14 protein-coding genes are annotated in these 25062 nt (G+C 68.8%); 4 read left to right on the plus strand and 10 right to left on the minus strand.

Translation table 11 applies throughout. From position 1 onward, the window contains the following. Positions 1 to 11: 11 nt before the first annotated feature. On the minus strand, positions 12 to 3689 hold the full coding sequence (locus N0B31_RS14665; protein WP_260592372.1) for a UvrD-helicase domain-containing protein: 3678 nt from the start codon (positions 3687 to 3689) through the stop codon (positions 12 to 14). A gap of 319 nt (positions 3690 to 4008) precedes the next feature. On the opposite strand from N0B31_RS14665, the gene N0B31_RS14670 reads away from it, so the two are divergent. Next, positions 4009 to 5979 carry an archaea-specific SMC-related protein gene (locus N0B31_RS14670; RefSeq protein ID WP_260592373.1) on the plus strand — a complete coding sequence of 657 codons (1971 nt, stop codon included), beginning with the start codon at positions 4009 to 4011 and terminating at the stop codon, positions 5977 to 5979. Positions 5980 to 6061: 82 nt separating this feature from the next. Here N0B31_RS14670 and N0B31_RS14675 read toward each other — a convergent pair whose 3' ends face one another. The 5 genes from N0B31_RS14675 to N0B31_RS14695 form a co-directional block, all read right to left on the minus strand. Further along, on the minus strand, positions 6062 to 6703 hold the full coding sequence (locus tag N0B31_RS14675; protein ID WP_260592374.1) for a hypothetical protein: 642 nt from the start codon (positions 6701 to 6703) through the stop codon (positions 6062 to 6064). Positions 6704 to 7320: 617 nt separating this feature from the next. Continuing rightward, positions 7321 to 9051, minus strand: a complete 1731-nt coding sequence (locus N0B31_RS14680) for an L-lactate permease (RefSeq protein ID WP_260592375.1) — start codon at positions 9049 to 9051, stop codon at positions 7321 to 7323. A 299-nt stretch (positions 9052 to 9350) separates the two neighbouring features. Further along, positions 9351 to 12383 (minus strand): FAD-binding and (Fe-S)-binding domain-containing protein, encoded by a 3033-nt coding sequence (locus N0B31_RS14685; RefSeq protein ID WP_260592376.1) that lies wholly within the window; start codon positions 12381 to 12383, stop codon positions 9351 to 9353. Positions 12384 to 12519: 136 nt separating this feature from the next. Further along, positions 12520 to 14736: an LUD domain-containing protein gene (locus N0B31_RS14690; RefSeq protein ID WP_260592377.1), complete on the minus strand. Its 2217-nt coding sequence runs from the start codon at positions 14734 to 14736 to the stop codon at positions 12520 to 12522. Next, positions 14733 to 15233: an LUD domain-containing protein gene (locus tag N0B31_RS14695; RefSeq protein ID WP_260643995.1), complete on the minus strand. Its 501-nt coding sequence runs from the start codon at positions 15231 to 15233 to the stop codon at positions 14733 to 14735. Before N0B31_RS14695 ends, N0B31_RS14690 begins: the two co-directional genes overlap by 4 nt. A 225-nt stretch (positions 15234 to 15458) precedes the next feature. On the opposite strand from N0B31_RS14695, the gene N0B31_RS14700 reads away from it, so the two are divergent. The 3 genes from N0B31_RS14700 (at position 15459) to N0B31_RS14710 (ending at position 19674) form a co-directional block, all read left to right on the plus strand. After that, the gene (locus tag N0B31_RS14700; protein ID WP_260592378.1) at positions 15459 to 16904 is read left to right on the plus strand and encodes a hypothetical protein; all 1446 of its coding nucleotides are present in this window, start codon (positions 15459 to 15461) and stop codon (positions 16902 to 16904) included. Between the two features lie 94 nt (positions 16905 to 16998). Beyond that, positions 16999 to 17928, plus strand: a complete 930-nt coding sequence (locus N0B31_RS14705; protein WP_260592379.1) for a class I SAM-dependent methyltransferase — start codon at positions 16999 to 17001, stop codon at positions 17926 to 17928. 75 nt (positions 17929 to 18003) lie between these two features. Continuing rightward, positions 18004 to 19674 (plus strand): ATP-binding cassette domain-containing protein, encoded by a 1671-nt coding sequence (locus tag N0B31_RS14710; RefSeq protein WP_260592380.1) that lies wholly within the window; start codon positions 18004 to 18006, stop codon positions 19672 to 19674. A 15-nt stretch (positions 19675 to 19689) separates the two neighbouring features. Here the strand turns inward: N0B31_RS14710 and N0B31_RS14715 are convergent, their stop codons facing one another. The 4 genes from N0B31_RS14715 to N0B31_RS14730 form a co-directional block, all read right to left on the minus strand. Next, complete coding sequence (locus tag N0B31_RS14715) at positions 19690 to 20913, minus strand: branched-chain amino acid ABC transporter permease (RefSeq protein WP_260592381.1); 1224 nt, start codon at positions 20911 to 20913, stop codon at positions 19690 to 19692. After that, the gene (locus tag N0B31_RS14720; protein WP_260592382.1) at positions 20906 to 21799 is read right to left on the minus strand and encodes a branched-chain amino acid ABC transporter permease; all 894 of its coding nucleotides are present in this window, start codon (positions 21797 to 21799) and stop codon (positions 20906 to 20908) included. Before N0B31_RS14720 ends, N0B31_RS14715 begins: the two co-directional genes overlap by 8 nt. A gap of 69 nt (positions 21800 to 21868) precedes the next feature. Next, complete coding sequence (locus tag N0B31_RS14725) at positions 21869 to 23236, minus strand: ABC transporter substrate-binding protein (RefSeq protein ID WP_260592383.1); 1368 nt, start codon at positions 23234 to 23236, stop codon at positions 21869 to 21871. 236 nt (positions 23237 to 23472) lie between these two features. Continuing rightward, on the minus strand, positions 23473 to 24939 hold the full coding sequence (locus N0B31_RS14730; RefSeq protein ID WP_260592384.1) for a hypothetical protein: 1467 nt from the start codon (positions 24937 to 24939) through the stop codon (positions 23473 to 23475). Positions 24940 to 25062 lie beyond the last annotated feature (123 nt).

The raw sequence follows: 25062 nt of genomic DNA on the forward strand, positions 1-25062 counted from the left end.
GCGGGATCGGGTCAGGCCATGTCCGCTAGTTCTCGCTCGATCTTCGCTTCGAAGTCCTCGGCCAACGCGGCCACCCCCTCGGGCGACCACCTGACCGTCTCGGCCACGCCGGGCGTCGTGAAGTAGAGCGTCGCCGTCACCGCCCGGTCGGGGTCCTGCTGGGCGAGCGCGACTGCGTAGGCCTCCATCTGCGTGCGATAGTCGTCGGCCTTCTCCGCGGCGCCGTCTGCGTCCACGTCGTTCGTCTTGTAGTCGACGACGTGGTGGGCGTCGTCGGTCACCGCGAGGTGGTCGATGTACCCACCGACCTCGCCGCGCTCGAACTCCGCGGTGACGTAGAGTTCGTCGTAGGTCACCTCGGGGTCCCACTCGGCGTGGCGAGCGTCGACGTGCGCGATGGCTCGCTCGGCGTGGTCGTGGACGCGCTCGCGGTCGACGGCCGAGAGCTCGTGGTCGACCTCCTCCTCGACGAGCGTCTGGTCGAGCACGTCGTCCCAGCGCTCGCGTGGCGGTCGGAGTTCACAGATGCGGTGGACGGCCTCGCCGAACACGGTCGGGGCGAGTCTCGGCTCGCCCGACTCCGAGCTGCCCGCTCCGTCCCCGCCCTCGTCGTCGCCCTCGTAGTGGACTGTGTTCGTCCGCTCGTCGCGGACCAGTTCGCCGTCGCCGTCGAACAGCGAGGTGAGGTCGGTCGGCGAGAGCCGGTAGCGGAGCGAGGGCTGTGGCGGCGTCGGCGACAGGTCGAACTCGGCGTCGTCGGCCTCGCCGACTTCGCGCCAGTCGGCCCGTGGCTGCGGGAGGACGACGTCGAACGCGACGCCCGTCCCGTCGACGCGAGCGGTCGCGCGGTCCTCGGTGTCGAGCGTCGACAGCGTCGCCTCGTCGAGCAGGAGCGGCTGGAGCCAGTCGCGCCAGCTGGTCGGCTCGTCCGGGTCGGCGTCCTTCAGGTCGGCCAGCGACTCGCCGTCGAGGTCGTGCGTCCCGCTCAGGAGGAGTCGGTCGCGAGCCCGCGTGCAGGCCACGTAGAGGACGCGCTTCTCCTCGGCCCGCTCCTCGGCGAGTCGGCGCTCCTTCAGTGCGGCACGGGCCACGGTCGTCTCGTCCTCGAACGGGTCGTCCGCCTTCGGGGCCTTCAGCCCGGCCACGTACGTCGACGTGCCGTCGCCGACGTCCTCGAACTCCACACGGTCGGCGACCGCCGGCTTCAGGTTGAACTCCTTGGCCATCCCCGGAACGACGACGACCGGGAACTCCGACCCCTTCGCGTCGTGGACCGTGAGTATCCGGACACCGTCGCCGCCACCCTGCACGGTGGCCTCGCCCTCGCGGTCCGAGCGGTCGAGGCGGGAGTCGAGGCGACGGACGAGCGTCGGGAGGCTGGTGACGCCCTCGTCGCTGAACGCCCGCAACTCCTCGCGGAACTTCTCGACGTTCGCGACGGCCTGCTGGGGGCGTTCGTCGGCCGCGACGCTCGTCAGGTAGCCCGTCTCGTCGAGGACGCGGGTCAGGAACGCGGCCCACGAGCCGTCGAGGGCGGGCGGCGCCTCCGCGAGGCCGGCCGCCTCGCGCCACGCGACGAGCAGCGAGTGGGCGTCCGCGAGTTCGTCGTGCGCGGCCTCGGCGAGTGCGTCCCAGAGCGGGTCGCCCTCGGCCTTCAGCCGGGCGAGCGTGTCGTCGGTGAACCCGAACAGGGGCGACCGGAGCGCCCCGTAGAGCGCCCGCTCGTCGCCCGGGTCGGCGAGCGCCCGCAGCAGATTGACGAGTGCCGTCACCTCCGGCGTCTCGTAGAAACCCAGCCCGGAGGCGACGGTGTAGGGGACGCCGGCGTGCTCCAGCGCCCGTTCGTACTTCTTGAGGTGGGTCCGGCTCCGCAGGAGGACGGCCACGTCGTCCGGTTCGACCGGCTTCGGCTCCGGGTCGTCGATGTCGCTCTCGGGGTCGTAGATGGGCTGCTCGCCGGCGAACAGCCGGGTGAGCCGGGCGGCGAGTGCTTGCCCTTCGAGTTCGGCGTCGTGCTCGGCGGCGGCCGTCGCGAACGCTCCCTCGAAGCGCTCGGCGCGATACGCCTCGTCGGTCGGGACGAGGAGGTACTCGACGCTCGCCAGCGAGTCGGGGTCGTCGCGGTAGGCGTCGAGTCGCTGTGGGGTCGCCTCGTACCTCGGCGTCCCGTCCTCGTCCGGTGGGAACACCGCGTCGAACACGTCGTTACAGAACTCGAGAACCGGTTCGAGGGTGCGGAAGTTGGTCGAGAGCTGGTCGTCCCGTTCGCCCGCCTCGGGATTGGCGGCCGCGAGTTCGTCGGCAGTCGAGCCGAACGCCGAGACGTCCGCGTTCCGGAAGCGGTAGATGCTCTGTTTCGCGTCGCCGACGACGAACACGTTCCGCGCGTCGTAGTCGGTCGGGTCCTCGGCCGTGAGGTGCTTGACGATCTCCCACTGGCGCGGGTCGGTGTCCTGGAACTCGTCGACCATCACGTAGGCGAACCCCTCGCGCAACTCGGCCCGCAGGTCCTCGTCGGCCCCTTCGAGGAACGCCAGGGCGAACTCGATCTGGTCGGTGAAGTCGACGACGTTCCGCCGGCGCTTGCGTTCCTCGTACGCCTCGTGAGCGAGCAGCGTGAGTTCGGCGAGCGCCTGCACGAACGGGAAGCCACGGCGGTCGGCCTCGACATTCCCGTCGAACCCGTGGTCTTCGGGCGAGAGCACGTCGACGAGCGTCGCCATCGCGTCGTCGAACCGCTCGCGCTCGGCGTCGGCCCCCGACCACCGGCCCGCGGTCGCGGTGTAGCTCGCGTAGCGCTCGCCCTTCCCGGTCGTCAGTGCCTTGCAACAAGCGAGGAACGCCTCGCGGGTCTCGACCGTCGCCTCGGGCGGGAACGCGAGTCTGTCCAGTGTCTCGATGCCGGCGGCCGCCCGCTTCCAGCCCTGTCCGCCCGTGTCGACATCGGGAGGCGGCGAGCCGAGCAAGTCACGGAGCGTCTCGACGGCCGCGACGACCTCCGGGTCGGAGAGCCGCTCGGCTGCCACGTCCGGCGGTATCGGATGCAGTTCCTCGTTCACGAACGCGAGGTACTCCTCGACCGAGGCGTCGGCCCACTCTTCGGCCCAGTCGATGCCGCCCGGGCGCTCGGTCAGCAGGTCCGCGAGGATTCCCTCCAGCGCCGAGCGGTCGTAGCGCCGCGCCAGCGTCTCCACGGCGGGGTGGTCGTCGTGCGTCTCCAGCAGCGTCCGCACCGTCTCCTCCAGTAGCGCGCCCGTCTCGCGCTCGTCCAGCGTCTCGAACCCGGGGTCGATGGCGTCGACCGAGAGCGCGTGCTCGCGGAGCAATCGGGCACAGAACCCGTGGACGGTGTGGACGTACCCCTCCTCCAGCCCGTCGGCCACCTGACGCCACGCAGCGTACGTCTCGGAATCCGCGTCGGCGACGCGGTCGGTGATGGCCTCGCGGACGCTCTGCTTGAGTTCGTTGGCGGCCCGCTCGGTGAACGTCGTCGTCACGACCTCCTCGGGCAGCAGGGGTGTCTCCTCGTCCTCGGGCACGCCCTCGATACCGCGGGCGAGCATGCGGACGTACCGGGCGGTGAGCGTCGTCGTCTTGCCCGTCCCGGCACCGGCCGTGAGGGTGACGTTCCGGTCGAGCGCGTCCGCAGCAGCCTGCTGCTGGTCGGTGAGGTCGTCGAAGTCAGTCATCCGGACGACCTCGCAGGCCGAGACACGGACGGGTAGGTGGCATAGTTACACACAGTCATCATCAGCATTGTCTGGTTTACGGTCCGCCTGCGGGGTAGTCGGGCGTCGAGCGACTGCCACTGCTCGTCACACGCCCAGTTCAGCACACTCGTGGGCGTGAGTCGGTCCGCCTGATCGGCCCTCGTAGTCGAGACGACCACGGCCACGGACCGCTCCATCCGTGAAAATCGGGGTAGCCTAAATCAGCCATTTCGTGGCGTGAGACGGGTGAATTCGTGGACCCGGTACGCTTTTGTACGCCGGACCGCAACCCGAGGTAGTGACGCAAGACCTACGTGCGACAGCCTCTGCCACACTTACCGTCGAGAACGTAGGAGGTATCGACGAGACGACCGTGGAGCTCTCGCCCGGCGTCACGGCGCTCGTCGGGCCGAACGCGACCAACCGGACGTCGCTCCTGCAGGCCGTGGCGGGGGCGCTCGGGAGCGACCGGGTCACGCTGAAGGGCGACGCCGACGAGGGGCAGGTCACGCTGTTGCTCGACGGGGAGACGTACACCCGTCGGCTGACCCGCCAGGGCGACACGGTGAGGACGGGCGGCGACCCGTACCTCGACGACCCGGCACTGCTCGACCTCTACGCCGTCTTGCTCGAGGACAACGAGGTCCGTCGGGCCGTCCGACGAGGGGAGAACCTCCGGGAACTGATCATGCGGCCCGTGGACACGGAGGCGATACAGGCCGAGATCTCCACCCTGGTCGACCGCCGGCAGGAGGTGCACGCGGAGCTGGATCGGCTCGACGCTCTCGCGGAGGAGCTTCGGGAGTTCGAAACGGACCGGCGACGGCTCGAGACCGAACTGGAGGACCTGGAAGCGAAGCTCGCGGAGAAGCGAGAGGCGCGAGCGGAACTGGAGGCCGACGACCCGGACGGGTCGGAGAGCAACGTCGAGGCGCAGCTGGACGCACGGCTCGAGTCGCTTCGTGACGCGGAGACGGACCTGGAGCGTGTCGAGCGCGAACTGGAGGTCGAGCGCAAGAGTCTCGCGTCGCTGCGCGAAGAGCGATCTGCCCTGACCGAGCGCCACGAGTCACTCGAGGACCCGGACGGCGAACGCCTCGCCGTGCTCGAAGAGCGCATCGGGAACCTGCGCGAGCGCAAGGCCACGCTCGAATCGACGGTGAGCGAACTTCGGCAGGTCGTCCAGTTCAACCAGGAGCGACTCGCGGAGACCGACGACGGAGTCCTCGACGGCCTCGAAGTGGCCGGTGGCGAGGAAGGGGAGGTGACCGAGCAGCTGGTCGCCGGGACCGGCAGCACCACCTGTTGGACCTGCGGGAGCGTCGTCGAGCGAGGCCGTATCGACACGATGGTCGGCCGCCTCCGGGACCTCTTGCAGGAACGGAACGCCGAGCGGCGCGAGCTCACCGACCGTATCTCCGACCTCGTCTCGGAGCGCGACGAGCTGCGGGACCGGCTGGAAGAGCGGGACCAGCTCGAGACGCAGCTGACGGAGCTAGAGACGGAGCTCGAGCGCAGGGAAGAGAACGTAGCCGAACTGACAGACCGGCAAGAGGAGCTCCGGGAGCGGGTCGAGGAGCTCGAACGGCGGGTCGAGGAGCTCCAGGCAGCACAGCAGGACGAACTGCTCACGCTTCAACAGGAGGTGAGCGAACTGGCGTACGACCGGGACCGGACCGCCGACCGGCTCGCGGACGTGGAGTCGAGCATCGAGGACATCGAGTCCGCTCTGGAGACCCGCGAGGAGCTCGAGGCCGAGCGCGAGTCGATTTCCGCGGATTTGACCGAGCTTCGGACCCGTATCGAGCGCATCGAGACGCAGGCGGCCGAGAGGTTCAACACCCACATGGAGGCCGTCCTCGACGAACTCGGGTACGACAACGTCGAGCGAATCTGGATTGAATCGGTCGAGCGGCAGGTCAGCACCACGCCGCGGCAGGTCAGCGAGCAGGCGTTCGAGCTCCACGTCGTCCGGCGCTCGTCGTCCGGGACGACGTACGAAGACCGCGTCGAACACCTCAGCGAGAGCGAGCGGGAACTCGTCGGGCTCGTGGTCGCGCTGGCTGGCTACCTGGTCCACGACGTCCAGGATTCGGTCCCGTTCATGTTACTGGACTCGCTGGAGATGATAGACGGCGACAGGCTCGTGCGGCTCGTCGACTACCTCCGGACGCACGTCCCCTTCCTCGTCGTCGTCCTCCTACCGGACCACGCGAGGGCGTTCGACGACGACAGCGCACCCGAACACCGACGGCTCACCGACATCTGAGGCGGACGGGTAGAGAGTCGTGGGGGGTGTCCGGTCGAGTCACGCCACGGCCAGCCCGTGGGCCGCGGGTCGGGCGGCTTGCTCAGGGTGAGAGGTGCGTCCGGAACCAGTCACTCGCGAGCGCCACGACGTCCGTGCTGGCGGTGCCGTCAGCCCCCACGACCGACCTGAGGACCACGTGTCGGTGTGCGGACTCGTCGAGGTCGTCGTACGCCTCGGTGTGTGAGCGCATCAGGTGCGCTTGGTCGGTGTCGACGAGGAGCAACGTCGGGATGGTCGTCGCCGCCAGCGCGTCGGCCCCGAGGTCGACCCGGCCGTCGACACCGACCACGGCTCTCGACTCGCTGTCGTGGTGACTGACCGCTCGCAGCGCCGTCGCCACACCGGGACCGACCCCGAGGAATCCTCGCGGCATGTCGGCAGTCCGGTGCTGTCGGTCGAGCCAGTCGGTGACGCCCGCGAGCCGGCTAGCGTGCAGGTCGATGGCGAATCGGCAGTCACGGTCGCCGTCCTCCTCCGGAGTGAGCAACTCGACGAGCAGTGTCCCGAACCCGCGGTCCCGGAGCGCCGCCGCGACCTCGGTCTCCCGCGAGGCGTACCGGATCCCCCACTGCCCGTTGACCAGTACGATCAACGCGGTCGCCTCCGGCGGTATCGTTAGCCGTCCGTCGAGGGTCGCGTCCTCCACCCGCAGTTTGACGGCCCGCGCGGATCGGTGGTTCATATCCGAATATTCCACGTCTGCTCATTTGAACTCGTACAGTGATTCCCAAACATCGAAAAAGAACGCCATTATCCGTGACATACGTCTACCCGAACCTGACGTACGCCGGACTCTCGGAAGAGAGCTGGGCGTGCACCTGCCGAGCCGGAAGATTCCTGAACGTACATCGCAAAGCGGGGGCGCCGGGAGCACTCGGAGTCGTGGACGCGAAGTGACCGGCCAAACGGTAGCGACAGCCCGCGGTGACAGCCTTCGCCGATACATTGTTCTTCATATACTTTTGCATTATAATCATATTTCTGTTATACCAGTACTCGCCGAGCGAGTCGACTCGAGGGGGATAGGCCGGAGACGAGCGGGACCGGGTCGAAGCAACCGAGAGTGGACTAAAGCGCCTTTATCCCCATTTTTTGGGCTCTAAAGAGGACCGTCAGGGTGGACAACGGCACGACAGACGACCGAGCGCCTCGTATTCGACTCCGTTCAGTCGAGTAGTAGTATCACTTTCAAATACGTAAAATATGTCTGTTAACTTCTGCCCTATCAGCCTGCAGGAGACAGACGGAGGCGGGTCACTGCGAATCGGGATGGGAACCGATGGGGCGGCACCCGGAGCCTCAGAAGGCCCCGGGGACGAACAAGTACGCGAACACCAGCGTCAGGATACCACTCGCGACGGCGTAATAGACGAGAGGGATGAGCTCGAGGCGGATCACCCGCCCCTCCTGACCCACGAGTCCGACGACGGCGAGAGCGGCGACCACGTTGTGGATGGCGACCAGATTACCGATGGCCCCACCGACCGCCTGTGCACCGACGACGACCTGCGTCGGCACACTGAGGTTCTGCGCCGCGTTGAACTGGAACGTCCCGAACAGGATGTCACTCACCGTGTTCGAGCCCGCGATGAACGCCCCGAACGCGCCCACGAGGGCGGCGAAGAACGGGTAGATGGCACCGGCGACGTTCGCCGTCAGGTCCGAGAGGATGACGAGCATGCTGTCTAGCTCGCCGGCCTGCCCGGAGTTGATCATTATCTGGACGGTCGCGACCGCGAACCACAGCGCGATGACGGCGGGGAGAATCTTCTCCCCGGTCTCGCGCCAGGCGGCCCGCACGCCGCTCGAGTCCATCCCGTGCAGCGTGTACGTGACGGCGCTGACGAACACGAAGATGGCACCGGGGAGGTACAGCGTCCGGAACGAGCCACCGAGACCGGTCCCGAGGATGTCGTTCCACGCGATGACGAGGTTCTGCTGCAGGAAGTCCTGAAGCGGCGACCAGACCCGGGTCACGACGAGGAGGCCCGCGGTGAGGACGTACGGCGCCCACGCCATCCCGAGCGACATCCCCTGGTTCGAGCCGGCCTGGACGGTGCCGCCGTCGGCGGCGACCGCCGGCTCTTCGTCACTGACGCTCTCGCCGGGTTCGATGTCGCCAACCCAGTGGGACGGCCAGGCCTCTCGCGGGGCGAAATCCCACTCCTCGTCGGGCAGGAAGTAGCCGGCTCGGAGCGTCGCGGCCGTGACGAACAGCCCGATCATCGCCCCCAGCAGCGCCGGGAACGTCGGGCCCAGGAAGTACGCCGTCAGCCAGTAGGGGACGGCGAACGCCGCCCACGCGAACAGGGTCAGCGGCAGCACCTCCAGTGCCGGCCTGATGGACCGCTGCTCGCCGAAGAAACGCGTCATCATCGCGACGCCGATGAACGGCAGGACGATGCCGACGATGGCGTGGATGCTCGCCGCCCAGACGGCGATATCCGCGACGTACTGTGTCACGGTGAGCCCCTGTCCCTCGATGGCTGCCTGGATCTGCTCGTTCTGACTGAACACCTCCTCCAACCCGATGATGAGTGGCGTCCCGACGGCCCCGAACGTGATGGCCATGATGTTCCCCGTCAGCGCGACCACGACGGCGGCCAGCGGTGGGAACCCGAGACCGACCAGCAGCGGTCCGACGATGGCTGCGGGGGTGCCGAACCCCGCAGCCCCCTCGATGAACGACCCCATCAGGAACACCAGCAGGACGACCTGGACACGCCGGTCGTCGCTGATGGAGGAGAACCCCGCGTTGATGACGTCGAACGCGCCCGATTGCTTCAGCGTGAACAACAACAGTATCGCGCCGAAGACGATCCAGAGTATCTCCGTCGCCGTGAACACGCCGGCGATGGAGGCAGCGGCGATGAGTTCGGGTGACATCCCCCAGCCGATGACCCCCACTGCCACGGCGATCAGCCAGGCGATGGGCATCGTGACCGTCGCCGGCTGGTACAACACGACCATGATGACCGTGATGGCGACCAGCGGTAACAGCGCCATCAGGACGAGGGACGCATCAGCCATCGGTCACACCCCCGGCCCAGACGGCGTCAGATACCGTGGCACTCGTTCCGGTCTCGCCGCGATCGCTCGGGCGAGGGGCGATTCGACTAGCCGCCCGCAGAGGGTTGTCACTGGTTCCCATGCGGCTCGACGTGGTGACCGATTCAAGTTATAATTAACGGTGATAAACACCCCCGTGGCGACGTGGCTCTCGGGGGACCGACACGCGCCGTCACGGCCGGGCGAGCCCCACGAGTGCGACACGAGCGACGAGGAGTCGGGCAGTCCGGCGAACGAACGTCGAGGAGCTGGGCAGTCGGTCAGTCGGTCAGTGCCGCCGCGAGCTTCTCGACCGGATGGGGGGGCTCGCCGTCCGCGCCGTGGTCGGCGAGCTGCGAGCGACAGGAGGCACCGGGGGCGACAACCGTCTCCGCAGGCGACTCGTCGACCTGCTCGAACAGTTCCCCCGCGATGGCCTTGCTCATCGAGTAGTGTTCGGCCTGGTAGCCGAACGACCCGGCCATCCCGCAACAGCCCGAGTCGAGGGCGTCGACCTCGTAGCCAGCCCGCCGGAGCACGCCGACGACGTGGTGGTCCTTCTGGGTGGCCTTCTGCTGGCAGTGGCCGTGGTAGGTCAGCGACTCCGCGGGATCGTCGAACTCGACGCTCTCGTCGAGGCGGAACCGGTCGAGGTACTCGAAGACGCCATAGGTGTTCGCCGCGACCCGCTCGACGTCCTCGCCCGAGAGCAGGTCGCGATAGTCGAGCTGGTACATCACGGCGTCCGACGGCTCGACGGTCACCACGTCCCAGCCATCCTCGACGCGGGGAGCGAGCGCGTCGACGTTCTCGCGGGCCGTGGCCCGGGCGTGGTCGAGCATGCTCTTCGAGAACGCCGGCCGGCCACTGTCGCCGACGTCGGTCGGGACCCGCACGTGGACGCCCGCGGCTTCGAGTGCCCGCACGGCGGCCATCCCGACCGCCGGGTGACTGTAGTTGGTGTACGGGTCCGCGAGCAGGAGCGCCCGCCGCTCGGCCTCAGCAGCCGGCACCGAGGTCCCACCGTGTGCCCGCCACCGGTCGCGGAACGTCCGGCGGTGGAACGCGGGGAACGACCGCTCTCGAGCGATTCCGACGGTCCGTTCCATCAGCCAGCCCACGCCGGGCGCGTCCATCACCCAGTTCGAGACGGGCGCGAAGGTGCTCCCGAGCGAGAGGACGTCCTCGACGTTGGCGAACAGTCGGTCACGGAGGGTGACCCCCTCGCGCTGGTGGTACTCGTGGACCACCTCGGCCTTGAGCTTCGCCATGTCGACGCCGCTCGGGCAGTCCCGCTTGCACCCCTTGCACCCGATACAGAGGTCGAGCACCTCGTGGACGAACTCCTCGTCGAACGGGTCGGCAGGCAGGTCACCCCCCATCGCCTCGCGGAGCATGTTCGCCCGTCCCCGGGTCGAGGTGATCTCCTCCTCCGCGGCCCGGTAGGTCGGACACATCACCCCGCCGGTCGTCTCCTGGTGGCCGGTACAGCCCGCACAGCCGTGACAGAGTTCGACCATCCCCTGGAACTCGTTCTCGTTCGACCAGTCGAGCACCGGCTCGAAGTCGGCGGCGAAGCTGTACTCGGGCCCGTAGCGGAGGTCGTCGGTCAGGTCGGGCGTCCCACAGACGGAGCCGGGGTTGAGCAGCCAGTCGGGGTCGAACGTCGACTTCAGGTCGCGGAACGCCTCCCAGAGCCGCTCACCGTACAGTTTCCGGTTCCACCGGGTCCGGGCCTTGCCGTCGCCGTGCTCGCCGGAGACCGACCCACCGTACTCGATGACGAGGTCCGACACCGCGTCGGCGAGGGCCGCCATCGTCTCGATCCCGTCATCGTCCTTGAGGTTCAGCAACGGCCGGATGTGCAGGACGCCCGGCCCGGCGTGCGCGTAGTAGGCCGCGAACGTGTCGTACTCGGCGAACAGCTCCTGCAGGTCGGCGACGTACTCGGGGAGGTGCTCCGGCGGCACCGCGGTGTCCTCGATGAACGGCCAGTGTTTCTCGTCGCTCGTCCGGGAGAGCAGGATGGGGAGGCCGGCCTTGCGCATCTTCCAGAACTTCGCCTGGCGGTCGTCGTCGTAGGCCTCCAGCGCGTCGACGGCGTGGGTCGAGGGGGTGGTGCCCACGTCGGCCGCCTCGGCGCTCGAGTGCCCCTCGGGGAGGCGGTCGGCGAGCAGGGCCTCGACCTTCTCACGGGCCGCGGCCGGCGAGTCGGCGTAGAACTCGACGAGCAAGGTCGAGTCCGTCCCCTCGGGGAGTGTGTCCACCAGATCGGCGAACTCCGGGGTGTCGCGAGCCAGGTCGAGGAGCACGTCGTCCATCACCTCGACGGCCGAGGGGTCGTGTTCGAGGATAGGCGCGACGTCGCGCATCGCCGGCAACACCCCGTCGTAGGTCAGCATCGCGATGGCCGTCGCCTCGGGTTTCGGGACCAGCGACACCGCCGCCTCGGTGACGATGGCGAGGGTCCCCTCGCTCCCGGCCAGCAACCGCCCGAGATTGACCGCATCGTGTTCCCTGGCGTTCTCGAGCAGGTGGTCGAGGTTGTAGCCCGAGACGTTCCGTTTCAGGTCCGGGTAGCGGGCGTCGATCTCCTCGGCCTCCTCGTCGAGGATGCGGGCGACCGCCGCGTGGATGCGCGCCTCGAGGTCGCCGTCGGGGTCGGCTCGTTCGTGGAGTTCGTCCAGCTCCACCCAGCCGAACTCCGTCACCGTGCCGTCGGCCAGCACCACCTCGCACGACTCGACGTACGCGTCGGTCTTGCCGTACTGGAGCGAGTGGGCACCGGTCGTGTTGTTACCGATGGCCCCGCCGAGCACGCTCTTGTCGCCCCACGCCGGGTCGGGGGCGAACTTCAGGCCGTGGGGCTCGAGACGGTCGTTGAGTCGGGCGAGGGTGATACCCGCCTGCGCACGAGCGGTCCGACCGTCCGGGTCGACGTCGAGGAACGCGTCCATGTGCCGCTTGAAGTCGAGGACGACCGCCTCGTTGACGGCCTGCCCCGCCAGACTCGTCCCGCCGCCTCGTGGCAAGACCGGTATCCCCTCCTCGGCACAGTACCGCATCACCGCCGCGACGTCGTCGGTCGAGACCGGGGCGACCACGCCGATGGGGAGTTGTTCGTAGGCGCTGGCGTCGGTGGCGTACAGGGTCCGGGTGTAGCTGTCGAACCGCACGTCGCCCTCCACCCGGCGTTCGAGGGCCGCGAGGAGGTCCGGCCGTTCGACAGCCGCGCCCTGGTAGTCGTAGTCGGTACGCGGGTCCGTCGCCGGGTCGGCCGGAGACCCACCCGACTGTTGGTGGCTGTCACTCATTTGCACTCCGAGTGGCGTGGTAGTGACGGCTCCGGGGTCTTAAATTATTGGTAGTGAGTGACAGGCACGCCGGTCGCCCTCACGGGTCACCGACCGACCGACCGACCGACCGTCGGCCGGCCCGCGGACACCCCGTTCAGTCCCCGCCGTCGGGGGCGAGGAGTTCCACGGGGTGTCGCGGCGGGTCCCCGAGCAGGTCCTCCAGCTGGTCGGTGCAGGAGGTGCCGCTGGCCACGACGTGGTCGGCCTCGAGCGACCGGAACTGCTCGCCGAGGTTCTCCCCCACGTCCATCGAGAGGTCGTAGTACTGTTCTTTGTAGCCGAACGAGCCGGCCATCCCGCAGCACTCGACGTCGCTCGTGGTCACCTCGTAGCCCCGCTGTTCGAGGACGGCGACGGTGTACTCCGCCAGCCCCATCGTCCGTTGCTGGCAGTGACTGTGGTAGGCGACCGACGCCGGTCCGCCGGCCGACGCGAGCGCGTCGGCGTCGGCCCCGTTCGCCACCAGCCCGTAGACGTACTCGACGGCCTCGTAGCTGTGCTCGGCGAGGGGTTCGTACGCCTCGGCGGGCAGCAGGTGCGCGTAGTCCTCGCGGAACATCGCGAGGTCACTCGGCTCCAGGACCACCACGTCGTAGCCGTCCTCGACGTACGGCCCGAGCGCGTCGGCGACCCGCTCGGCCTTCGACCGGGCGGTGGCGATCATCCCCTGTGAGAGGGGGGCGCGGCCAGCGCCCGGGGCCCGCGGGACGACCACCTCGACGCCGAGGGCCTCCAGTGTCCGGACGGCGGCCTTCCCCCGCTCGACCAGCATGTGGTTGGTGTAGACGTCGGGGTAGAAGACGGCCTTGCGCTCCGGGTCCGCGGGCACCCGGGAGTCCCGGTCATCGAACCAGTCGACGAGCGTCTCGCGCTGGAAGGCGGGAAACTCCCGCCGGCGGTCGACCCCGACCGTGCGTTCGAGCAGTCCCTTGACCGGGCCAGCGTTCGCCACCCAGTTCGAGAGGGGCGCGAACGTGCTCCCGAGCTTCGCCAGCGTCTCGAAGTTGCCGAACAGCCGCTTCTGGAGCTCCGGCCCGCCGCCGGACTCGGCGTCCGGGGTCAGGCCGTCGACGAGGAAGTCGAACTGGCCGGCGTCCCCCGAGCGGTTGATGCGGTCGCGGACCACCGTGTTGATCCACGGGATGTCGATCTTCACGGGGCAGGCCTCGACACAGCGCGAGCAGCCCGTACAGAGGTCGTTGAACTCGGCGGCGGTGTCCAGCCCCTCGACGCCGGCCTCCCAGCCGGTGGCGATACCACCGGAGTACGTCTCCCCACCGAACGCGTGGCCCCCGACGGACTGGAAGTTCGCACACGTGTTCGAGCAGGCGCTACACCGGATGCAGTAGAGGGTCTCGCGCAAGGTGTCGTCCTCGCGCATCGCCAGCCGGCCGTTGTCGACGAGGACGAGGTGGAACTCCCGGTCGGGGCTCCCCTCGGTGATGGGCGTCTCGGGGTCGTCGAAGTCGACGGTCGGGGACTCGACCGGCGGCGTCAGCAGCGAGACGTAGCTCGTGATGTCCTGACCCGTCCCGGAGCGACCGATGAGTTCGACGAACGGCTGGAGGTCCTCGACGGACGGGACGACCTTCTCGACGCCCGCGACCGCGATGTGGGTGTCCGGGACGGTCACCGTCTTCCGGGCGTTGCCCTCGCTGGTGACCAGCGCCATCGTCCCCGTGTCGGCCGTGAGGAAGTTCGCGCCGGTCATCCCGACGTCGGCGCCCTTGATGCGTTCGAGCAACTGCTCGCGGGCGAACATGGTGAGTTCCTCGGCCGTCTCCAGCGGCTCGTCGGGGTCGAAGCGCTCGTTGAACAGGGCCGCGATGCCCTCGCGGGACTTGTGGATGGCCGGGGCGACGATGTGGCTGGGGGACTCGTCGGCCACCTGGAGCACCCACTCACCGAGGTCTGTCTCCACGACGTCGACGCCGCGGGCCTGGAGGTAGTCGTTGACCTCGATCTCCTCGCTGGTCATCGACTTGCTCTTGACGAGTCGCTCCGCGTCGCGGGCCTCGCAGACCTCGGCGACGTACCGGTTGGCGTCGGCCGCGTCCTCGGCGACGTAGACCGTCCCACCGTTGGCCTCGACCGTCTCGGTCAGTTCCTCGAGGAGTTCGGGGAGCCGCTCGATGGCGTCCTCCTTTATCTCGCGGGCCTCCTGGCGGAGTCGCTGGTAGTCGTCGAGTTTGGCGACCGACTCGTACCGGCCGGTGTTGAACCCGCGGGTGTTCGTGGCGACGGCGTCGCCCTCCGTCTCGAGGAGTTCCCGGATGCGGGCGGCCTTCGCCTCGTGGCCTTTCGAACTCATCGCACCACCACCACGTCGACCGCCTTCGGGCCGTGTGCGCCCTTCACGAGTTCGCCCATGTCGGCCGTCGCCGACGGGCCGGTCGCCAGGATGGCCGACCCGTACGTGGCACGGAACGTCTCGCCCAGCCGGTCGAACGCCGCCGCCATGTCGGGGAGGACGTCCGCCTCGCGCAGGACCGCGACGTGCCGGTCGGGAAACAGGCTCACCGGCTCGGTCCCGTCCGGGGTCGCCCGGAGCGCGATGCTCCCGTAGTCGGCGACGGCGAACGCCGCGGCGGTGACGCCCGTGACCGCCTCGTCCAGCTCGGCCGGCGTCGGGTCGGTCCGGACGTCCTCCGGGAGCGTCACGTCCGCCCACGGCAGTGCGGCACCGACCGCCGGCCGCTCGACCAGCGTCTCGATGGTGCTTGACGCGTCGGCGGCGGCGACCCGCGTGACCTCGACACCGAAGTCCGCGGCGCGCGAGGCGAACCGGTCGTAGGGCTCGGCCGTCATCTCGGCCACACCGGGTCACCCCACGGACAACTATGTGTTGGCATGACATGGAACAGTTCGAGTGGACGTACTTCTAAGTTGCGTCGGCCGACAGCCCGGGCGTCGACGGGCGGCGCCCGAGGACCACGCCGAGGCCGCTCTACCCTCGCCGACGGCAGGGGGCCTCGGAGCGGGGCGACGGGGCCTGCAATAGCTATATCTGGGAAAACACGAAAGGGGGTAGACATGAGCGACGATCAGGAGGGGTTCACAGGTGTGCGACGGACGCTGGAACGTCACCTCCGGGGCTCGACCGACAGTCAGGAGACGCTGGTCCTCAGCGACGACGACGGCTACGTCGGGGATACGATCACGTTCAAGGGTCGGAACCTGGAGCCGGACCAGCGGTACGAGGTGGTCTGGCACTCCGTCCAGGGGAGGTGGGGGGTGTTGCAGGCCAACGAGGTGGTCGGCCAGCAGTACCAGCCCCGGCGCGAGACCATCCTGACGGTCACGGCCAGCGCGTCTGGGGCCTTCAACGAGACGTGGACGGTGCCCGAGGACTACGGTGGGACCCACCGGGTCGAACTCCAGAAGGGGGGGACGACCGTCGCTCGGAACACGTTCGACATCACGCCCTGGTTCGAACTCAAACAGACGGAGGCCCCGCTGGGCGAGGCGTTCACCATCGTCGGGTACGGGCTGGGGCCGGAGGCGACGACCAACAACTACCAGGTGGTCTGGGACACCGGCAACGTCGGGTTCATGACCGGGGTGATGAACCGGGGGACGGCGACGGCACAGATCCGAGCCGTGGGGCCGCCGGGGCCCCACACCATCCAGGTGTGGCGTAACTACCGTGGCATCCCCTACCTCCAGAACAACACCCAGTCGCCGTTCGGGCCGGTCGCGGGGGGCCGGCAGTCGCAGTGGACCGTGGAGGTCACAGAACGGGACGATCCGCCGGAGACCGCCTGGGTGGAGGGCATGTTCGACGAGAGTCCGATCAGCCTCCACTACCCGGAGCTCGACGAGGACACCGACGCGACGCTCGAGATCGCACCCACCTGCGGCCAACCGGGGACGGCCGCCATCCTCACCGGCACCGACTTCCCGCCGAACACGGAGGTCGACCTCGTCTGGTACCAGCACTACGGCCAGGGAATCAGAGGCCCCGACGTCACGACGAAGCCACGTGAGGGCGTGTTGCCCACGGTGACGAGCGACGCGGACGGTCGCTTCCAGGTCGAGTTCGAGGTCCCGCTCGCGGAGGGCTCGACGCGACCCATCGCAGCGGCCGTCGACGGCCGGACCGTGGCCGTGACGGGGTTCATGGTCCAGCCGTCCATCGAGCGGTTCGAGCCGACGAGCGGGCCGGTGGGGACGGAGATCGAGATCGAACTCTCGGGCATCGGCTGGACCGCCTACGAGAACGCCCCCTACTTCGTCTACGACAACAAACCGCTCGGGTACGCCTGTGGGATGACCGACGAACACAAGACGACCACCGTCGAGGTGGCGTTCCAGGCGTCCGGGCAGCCGGGGTACCACTTCATCGACGTCTACCCGTCAATCTTCGAGATGCAGGAGGACGAACCCGAGGTCGAGATCAAACCCCACCTGTCGTACCTCGACAACCACCCCGTCCGGCCGCTCCCGGGCATGCACATGGTGTTCGAGGTCACGGAGTGACGGTCCCGGACACTCTCCCAGTCCGGCGACGGGGAATCCACGTCGGAGGTGACAGACGAGTGGATTTTTGTACGGGCACGTGGGACCAACCCCCATGGACGAGGACGCGATATACAACAGACACTTCGAGGTGTTCCTGCTGTGGGCCTGCCGCGAGACCGGCGTCGTCGACGAACTGCTCGCCGGGACGGAGGGAACGGCCGCGCTCGCCGCCGGCGCGGGCATAACGGAACGGGCGGCGGACATCGTCCTCGGGTGTCTCGTCGAACTGGGGTACGCCGAGCGGGCCGACGGCGGCTACCGGGCGACGGAGTCCCTCCGGGTGCTCGACCCCGAGGCGGACGTCCTCGACCGGGGGATGCTCCCCCACCGGCTCGACTCGCTGGAGAACTACATGCAGCTCCCGGAGGTGATGCGGACCGGCGAGCCGCCCGAGCACACCGACGCGGGGTTCCGGAACTTCGTCGGGGCCATGGCGACCGTCGAGGACGTGGCCGTCCGCGAGATCGTCACGACCGTCGAGCACGCCCACCCGCGACCGGACACCGTCCTCGACGTCGGTGGCGGGCCCGGCCGGTTCGGGGCGGAGTTCGCCCGACGCGGGGCGGACGTCGCGCTGTTCGACCGGCCGGGCGTGCTCGACCTCCTCGAGTCACACCACGCCGACCTCGGCCTCGACGTGGTGGCGGGTGACGCCCTCGAGTCGCTCCCCGCGGGCTTCGACCTCGTGTTCAGCGCCCGGATGACCACCTCGTTCACCCCCGCGGACCTGCGGGCGTACTTCGAGAACGCGTTCGACGCCCTCAAGCCCGGCGGGACGTTCGTCTGTACCGAGCGGGTCAGGGGCATGTCCGAGATGGACAACCGGTTCGCGTTCCACATGCTGACGCTGACCGACACGGGGAACACGCACACCGCCGACGAGTACCGGTCGGCCCTAGAGGACGTCGGCTTCGTCGACGTCGAGATCGATGACGTCCCCCGGACCGAGTTCCAGACGGTCGTGGGTCGGAAGGAGCGCTGAGTCGGGCGACGTGTCGTGACACCGACCGACCCGACCCCGCGAAGAGTTTTGCCCGGTGGGGCGCAACGGGAGGCCGTGCCCGGGGGACGACTCGAGACGGAGGGACTCACGAAGACGTTCGGCGACGTCGTGGCGGCCGACGACGTCACGGTCACCTTCGAGCCGGGGGAGTGTCACGGCATCATCGGGCCGAACGGCTCCGGGAAGACCACGCTGTTCGACCTCGTCATGGGGTTCCAGCGGCCCGACAGCGGTGTCGTGCGGTTCGACGGCGAGGACATCACCGGGATGCGACCAGATCAGGTCGCCCGTCGCGGGCTCGTCCGGACCTTCCAGATAACCGCCCCCTTCGAGCGACTCACCGTCCGCGAGAACCTGCTGAGCGTCTACACCGGCGGGCTGGGGTCGGGGCTCCGCGTCCCCACCGAGACCCACGAGCGGGCCGCCGAACTACTCGACCTGCTCGACCTCGACCGCGTCGCCGACCACGACGCGAGCGACATCTCGGGCGGCCAGCAGAAGCTCCTCGAACTCGGCCGGGCGACGATGCTGGAGCCGGAGTGTGTCCTCCTCGACGAGCCGACTGCGGGCGTCAACCCCGCCATCCAGGACCGGGTGCTCTCGGCGCTCCGCGAGATGAACGACGGCGGGACCACGGTCGTCGTCATCGAGCACGACATGAGTGTCGTCGGGGACATCGCCGACCGGATCACGGTCCTCGACGGCGGCCGCGTCCTGACACAGGGCGCGTTCTCGACGGTCACGAGCGACGAGCGCGTCAGGGACGCCTACATCGGGACCCGGACGGACCGGGCGACAGGGACCGACGGGGAGATGCCGGCGACCGAGACCGAGACTGGAACCGAGACCCAGACCGGGACCGGGACCGAAGTCGAGGCCGGTACCCCGACGCCCGGCGTCGTCGCGGAGTCGAGGGCGCGCCGGCCGGCGCCGGCCGAGAGCGACGCAGAGAGCCGGGTCGCACGAGCACTCGCGTCGAGGGCGGACGGCGACGAGGACGACGAACGGGGACCGGTCGACCGTCTGGTCGCCCGGAACGTCACGGCCGGCTACGGGAAGCAGGTCGTGCTCGACGGCGTCTCGGTCAAGAGCCACGATGGGATCACGTGCGTGTTCGGGCCGAACGGCTCGGGAAAGTCGACACTCCTCAAGCTGCTCGGGGGCGTCGTACCGGTCCGGTCGGGAGCCATCGAGTACGGCGGCCGGCCGCTCACCGGGCTCGAACCGCACGAGATCGTCCGGGCCGGAATCACGACGGTCCCGCAAGACCGGCGGACGTTCGCCGGGCTCACCGTCCGCGAGAACCTCCAGCTGGGGGCCACCACCGTCGACGACGAGGCCGTGGTCGACGCGCGGATAGAGGTGGTCCTGGACCTGTTTCCCGCGCTGGCCGCGTCGCTCTCCGAGCCGGCGCGGTCGCTCTCCGGTGGCCAGCAGGTGATGCTCGGCCTCGGGTGGGCGATGATGACGGGGGCCGACGTGTACCTCCTCGACGAGCCGCTCAGCGGGCTGGCACCGTCCGCCGTCGACGACCTCTTCGACGTCCTCCGGACCCTCGTCGACCGGGGCATCCAGATCGTACTGGTCGAACAGCACGTCCGGGAGGCCATGACCGTCGCGGACCACGTCTACGTCCTCTCGCAGGGACGGATACAGTTCGACGGGCCGCCCGAGGCACTCGAGAGCGAGGACCGCCTCGTCGAGCTCTACCTCGGGCTCGAGTGACGGACGACCGGGCGGTCAGCGGTCGGGCTCCGAGCGGTCGCCTGCCGCCGGGTCGCCGCGCCCACCGTCACTCTCGGCCCGTCGCTCGTCGGTGCCGTGGGGGGACGGCCCCTCCGTGGCCGCCGGCGGTGCCTCCCGCTGCCCCTCGGTCTCGCCCTGGGCGGTGGCCAACGCCTCGGCGACTCGCGACGGCCAGGTGACGACCCCACCGGGCGTCCGGAGGACGACGAGGAGGAGGACGACCCCGTAGACGACCTCCTGAAGTTCCGGGACGCCGACGGCCTCGCGTGCCACCTCGCTCGTCACGGTCAGGAGGAGCGAACCCACGATGGGGCCGAAGATGGTGCCGAGGCCACCGACGACGGCCGGCAGCAGGATGTCGAGGTTCACCAGCAGCCCGAAGACGACCCGGGGGCGGATGGAGACGAAGTACATGCTCCAGAGCGTCCCGGCCCACGCGGTGAAGAACGCGCTCACGACGAGCGCGAAGAGCTTGTACCGAATGGTCGGGATCCCGACGGCGCTGGCCGCGGCCTCGTCGTCGCGGATGGCGAACAGGTACAGCCCGATACGTGACCGCTTGATGACGAGTGCCACGAGCGAGACGACCAGCAGGAGCCCGAGGGCGACGTAGTAGTACGGGAGCGTCTCCCGGAACTGGAACGCGAGGAGGCCGTACTCGGCGCCGTAGGCGTCCGGGAACGGCTTGACGAAGCCGCTGGCGCCACCGAGCTGGTCGACGTTGATGAACAGGTACAGCAGGAGTTCCGCGAACGCGAGCGTGACGAGCGCGAAGTAGCTCCCGCCGACGCCGTAGCGGAAGCTGAGCCCGCCGATACAGAGGGCGTAAGCACCCGCGAGGAGACTTCCGGCGAGCATCCCGAGCCAGGGATTGACGGCGAACTCGCGGCTCAGGACGAGCGGGACGTAGGCACCGAGGCCGAAGAACGCCGCGTGGCCGAACGAGAACTGCCCGGAGAACCCGGAGACGATGTTCCAGCTCTGTGCGGCCGTCGCCCAGAGCAGCGCGACGACGAGGATGTTCAGACTCAGGAGGGCCCCGAGCCGCGTCCCGAAGACGGGGACGTCGAGCGACAGGGGGAGGACCGCGAGGCCGACGAGCAGGCCCACACCCAGCACCGGGGTGGCGTACCAGCGCCCACGCCAGTCTCCGAGCGTCTCGGCGAGGCTCCCGGCGCGCCGCTGGAGCCGGGCGAGCGACTGCGACCGGTCAGGCACGGGTCGGCCCCCCGAACAGCCCCGTGGGCTTGACCAGCAACACCGCGATGAACACGAGCAGGATGAGGACGTTGTAGTACGACCCGGGGAGGTAGAACGCGCCGAACACGCGGATCATGCCGACGAGCAGGCCACCGAGGACGGCCCCGCGGATAGAGCCGAGGCCGCCGAGGACGACCACCACGAACGCGACGGTCAGATACGCGTTCCCGAGGTACGGGTCGAACGGCTGGACGAACGTGATGAGCGCGCCGGCCAGCCCGGCGAGGGCGGCCCCCAGGCCGAACGTGAGGTAGTCGATCCGCCGGACGTCGATGCCGACGTAGGCGGCGTTCAGCCGGTTGTCGGCGGTCCCGCGGATGGCTCGACCGATGTGTGTCCGGTGCAGGAACGTCCAGACCACCGCCGAGGTGGCCGCGGCGACGAGCAGCGCGTACAGCTCCCCCTCGGGGACGTACACGTCGGCGAACCCCCAGCTGCCGAAGCCGGTCGACAGCTGGCGGGGGGTCGCGGTGAACGTCATCTCGACGAGGGCGACGATGATGATGAGGAAGGCGACGGTGACGAGGAACTTGTTCCCCTGGGCCTCCTCCCCGAGGGGTGCGAGCGTCGTCCGCTGTATCAGGACCCCGATGCCGAACAGGACCACGGCGGCCAGCGGGATGCCGAGGAACGGCGAGAGCTCCAGCCGCGCCGCGACGAACCAGACGGCGTACATCCCGACGACGGTGAAGGCACCGTGCGCAACGTTGACGACCTCCATGACGCCGAAGATGATGGTGAGCCCGAGCGAGACGAACGCGTAGATGCTCCCCAGGAGGACCCCGAGGACGAGGAGCTGGGCGAACACCGCCGGCCCGACGAGCAACGGCTGGGAGGCTAGCACCGACCCCTCCGTCGGCCGGGGGACCAGCGGCCGTGTCCACGGCTGAGGGGGTGCCAGGTCATGGGCCCCTCAGTTCTGGCCGATGAGTTCGGGCTGGACCTCGACCGTCGCGTACTCCTCGGGGTAGACCACCTGCGCCTCCATGTCCTGGATCTGGTTCATCACCGAGAGGGGGTTGGCGTTCTCGCCGCGCTCGGTGAACGAGATCGGTGGCATCGCCATGATGTGCTCGTCGACGGTGATGTCGTCGAGCGTCCGGCGCAGCACCTCCGGGTCGGCGCTCCCCGCCTGTTCGAACGCCTCGATGACGACCTCCGCGGTCGTGTAGGCCATGCCGATGTTGCCTTTCATCGCGGGGGTGTCGAAGGTCTGCATGTACCGCTCGTTGATGCGCTGGGCCTTCTCCTGTGTCAGGTCGATCTGGTACCCCGAGGAGAGCGCCCCGTCGATGACGTCTCCCATCTTCTGGAAGTTCTCGGTGTACATGCCACCGCTGGCACACGCCGCGAACACGTCCGGCCAGTAGTTCTGGTCCTGCATCGCCTTGACCAGTTCCAGCATCTGGTTCGTGAACACCGTCGGGAAGATGGCGTCCGGGTCGGCTTGCCTGAACCGCGTGACCTGACTGTCGGCCGTCCCACCGAACCCGATGCTCGCGGTCTCGACGACCTCCATGTTCGTCCCCTCGATGGCGCGCTCGAGCCCGTCACGGATGGCCTGTCCGTAGGTGGTGTCCACGTAGAACAGCCCGACGGTCTCGATGTCGAGCCCCGCCCGGTCGGCGACGGCAGTCAGCCCCTCGACGTGGTCGGCCGACTGGCTCCAGGAGTTGGGTTGCGCCCGGTAGACGTACTCGAGGTCGCGTTCCTGGAGCAGCGACGCGGCGACCGAGATGTCGATGACGAACGGCACGCCCTCGGACTCGGCGACCCGGGTCGCGGCGTTGGTCACGGGCGAGGAGTACGTCCCGGTGAGGATGTCCGCACCCCGGTCGATGAGTTCGCCCGTGACCTCCCCACCAACGGCGGGGTCGTTCTTGTGGTCGCCCTGGAGCACCTTCACCTCGGCACCGTCCATCGACTGGATACCGCCCTCCTCGTTCTTGACCGTCGCGGCCATCCGGACGGCATTGTGGAGACGGTTCCCGACGTAGGAGGTGCTCCCCGTGAGGGGGTGGACCGAGCCGATGACCACCTCGTCGGGGTAGTCGGTCGACGTGCTCGTGACGGTCGGCGTCCGCGTGGCAGTCCCGGTCCCGTCCCCAGCGGGGGTCTCCGTCCCCTCGCCGCCGGCACACCCGGCGAACGTCACCAGCGATGCCGTCGCCCCGGCCGCGAGGAACGCGCGTCGCGAGCGGCGGCCGTCGGGTCGGGTCGACGCGTCGGAGTCGGACACGGCCTGGGCGCCCTCCGTCTGTTTCGAATCACCGTCGGACATGCCAGCCATTCGAGCAGACAGACGTTTAAAAGTACTGGAAAGTTATCTACAAATGTGGTTTTCGATAAGGTTGGTAACGTGATTTCTGCGCTCGAGTTTCGTACAGTAACGTGAATTTTTCACCCCAATCGAGGACCCGAATCCCGATAGACGCCAGGAAGAGTGGTCGAGACACGAGCGCAGGGTGCGCTGCCCGCCCGCCCCGACCACGAGGGTGAAGTGGACAGACGGTCAGCTCACTCCGTCACTTCGAAGGCGAAGTGGAAAGCAGGGAGCGGGCGGACTGGGTGGTTGTCGAGGTACGACAGGTGGGGTTTGAGCTGGAAGTCGGGGTGGTCGTCCTCGACCCAGAACAGGGACGGGTACGCATCGATGAAGTGCCAGCCGGGTTCGCCCGTCGCGTGCAGGACCGGATTCACGGTGCCGGTCTCGTCGTCGCCACCCGTCCCGCACAGGTACCCGAGTGGCTTGTTGTCGTAGACGAAGTAGGGGGCGTTCTCGTAGGCGGTCCAGCCGATGCCCGAGAGTTCGATCTCGATCTCCGTCCCCACCGGCCCACTCGTCGGCTCGAACCGCTCGATGGACGGTTGCATCATGAACCCGGTGGCGGCGACCTGTCGCCCGCCGACGGCGGCCGTGATGGGACGCGTCGACCCGATGTCGGTCGGGATGGTCACCTCGGTCTGGAAGCGACCGTCCGCGTCGCTCGTCACCGTCGGCAAGACGTCGGGTTTCGCCACCGGGCCGATCTTCGGGTCGGGCGTCGAGGAGGTCCCACGTGGCTCGTGGCCCTCGTGGCGGTACCAGACGAGGTCGACCTCCGTGTTCGGCTCGAACTGCCGTCCGGTGATGATCGCCGTCGTCCCGGCCTGCCCACACTGTGGGCTGATCTCCAGTTCGGCGTCCGTCTCGTCGGCGAGCCCCCGGTAGTGGAGGTCGATGGGTGACTCGTCGAACAGGTCGTCCATCCAGGCAGTCCGGGGGGCCGACTCGGGCTCGCTCACCTCGACCCGCCACGCGGTCTGGCGGCCGCCCGCGACCGACCCGAACGGTGACTGCGTGTTGTTGAGCAGGTACGGGACCCCGCGGTAGTTGCGCCACACCTGGAGGACGTGCTCGCCCGGAGGCCCGACCGCACGGACCTCCGCGGTCGCCGTCCCCCGGTTCTGCACGCCGGTGAGGAATCCGACGTAGCCGTTGTCCCAGGCCACCTGATAGTTGTTCTGCATGACGTCCGGGCCGAGGCCGTACCCCCGGAGGGTGAACGTCTCGCCCATCGGGGCCTCGGTCCGGTCGAGTTCGAACCACGGGACGAGTTCGAGTTCGGCCGTGGCGACCGGCTCCTCGGCGTCGGCCTGCACCTCGATGCGGTGGGTCCCCCCGTACTCGTCGGGGATGGTCCACTCCGCGTCGAACGCCCCCGAGTCGTCGGCCTCGACGGTGAGGATGGTCTCGGACCGCGGTCGGAACTGTGGCCCGACGATCTCGTTGGCCTGGAGTACCCCCCAGCTCCCCTGGACCGAGTGCCAAACCACGTCGAACGCCTCCCCCGGCGGAAAGTTCCGTCCCTTGAACGTGACCGTGTCCCCGACGTACGCTTTCTCGTCGCTCAGTACGAGCGTCCCCGAACGCTCGGTGCCCTCACCCTGCCGACGCGAGGTGCGGCCGCGCCTCGCGGTGGACTCGTCCGGTCGCTCTGTCATATCCGAAGTACGCGACAGCACTCGTAAATAGCTTTGTGTGCCACGGGGCGACCCCACGGCCGCCCACGATGGAGCCCGGTCGCGGGGAGGTGGCCCAGTCGGCCCCCACGTTTATTATTGGGA

The sequence above is a fragment of the Salinirubellus salinus genome (genome assembly GCF_025231485.1).
GTDB classification, from domain to species: Archaea; Halobacteriota; Halobacteria; order Halobacteriales; family Haloarculaceae; genus Salinirubellus; species Salinirubellus salinus.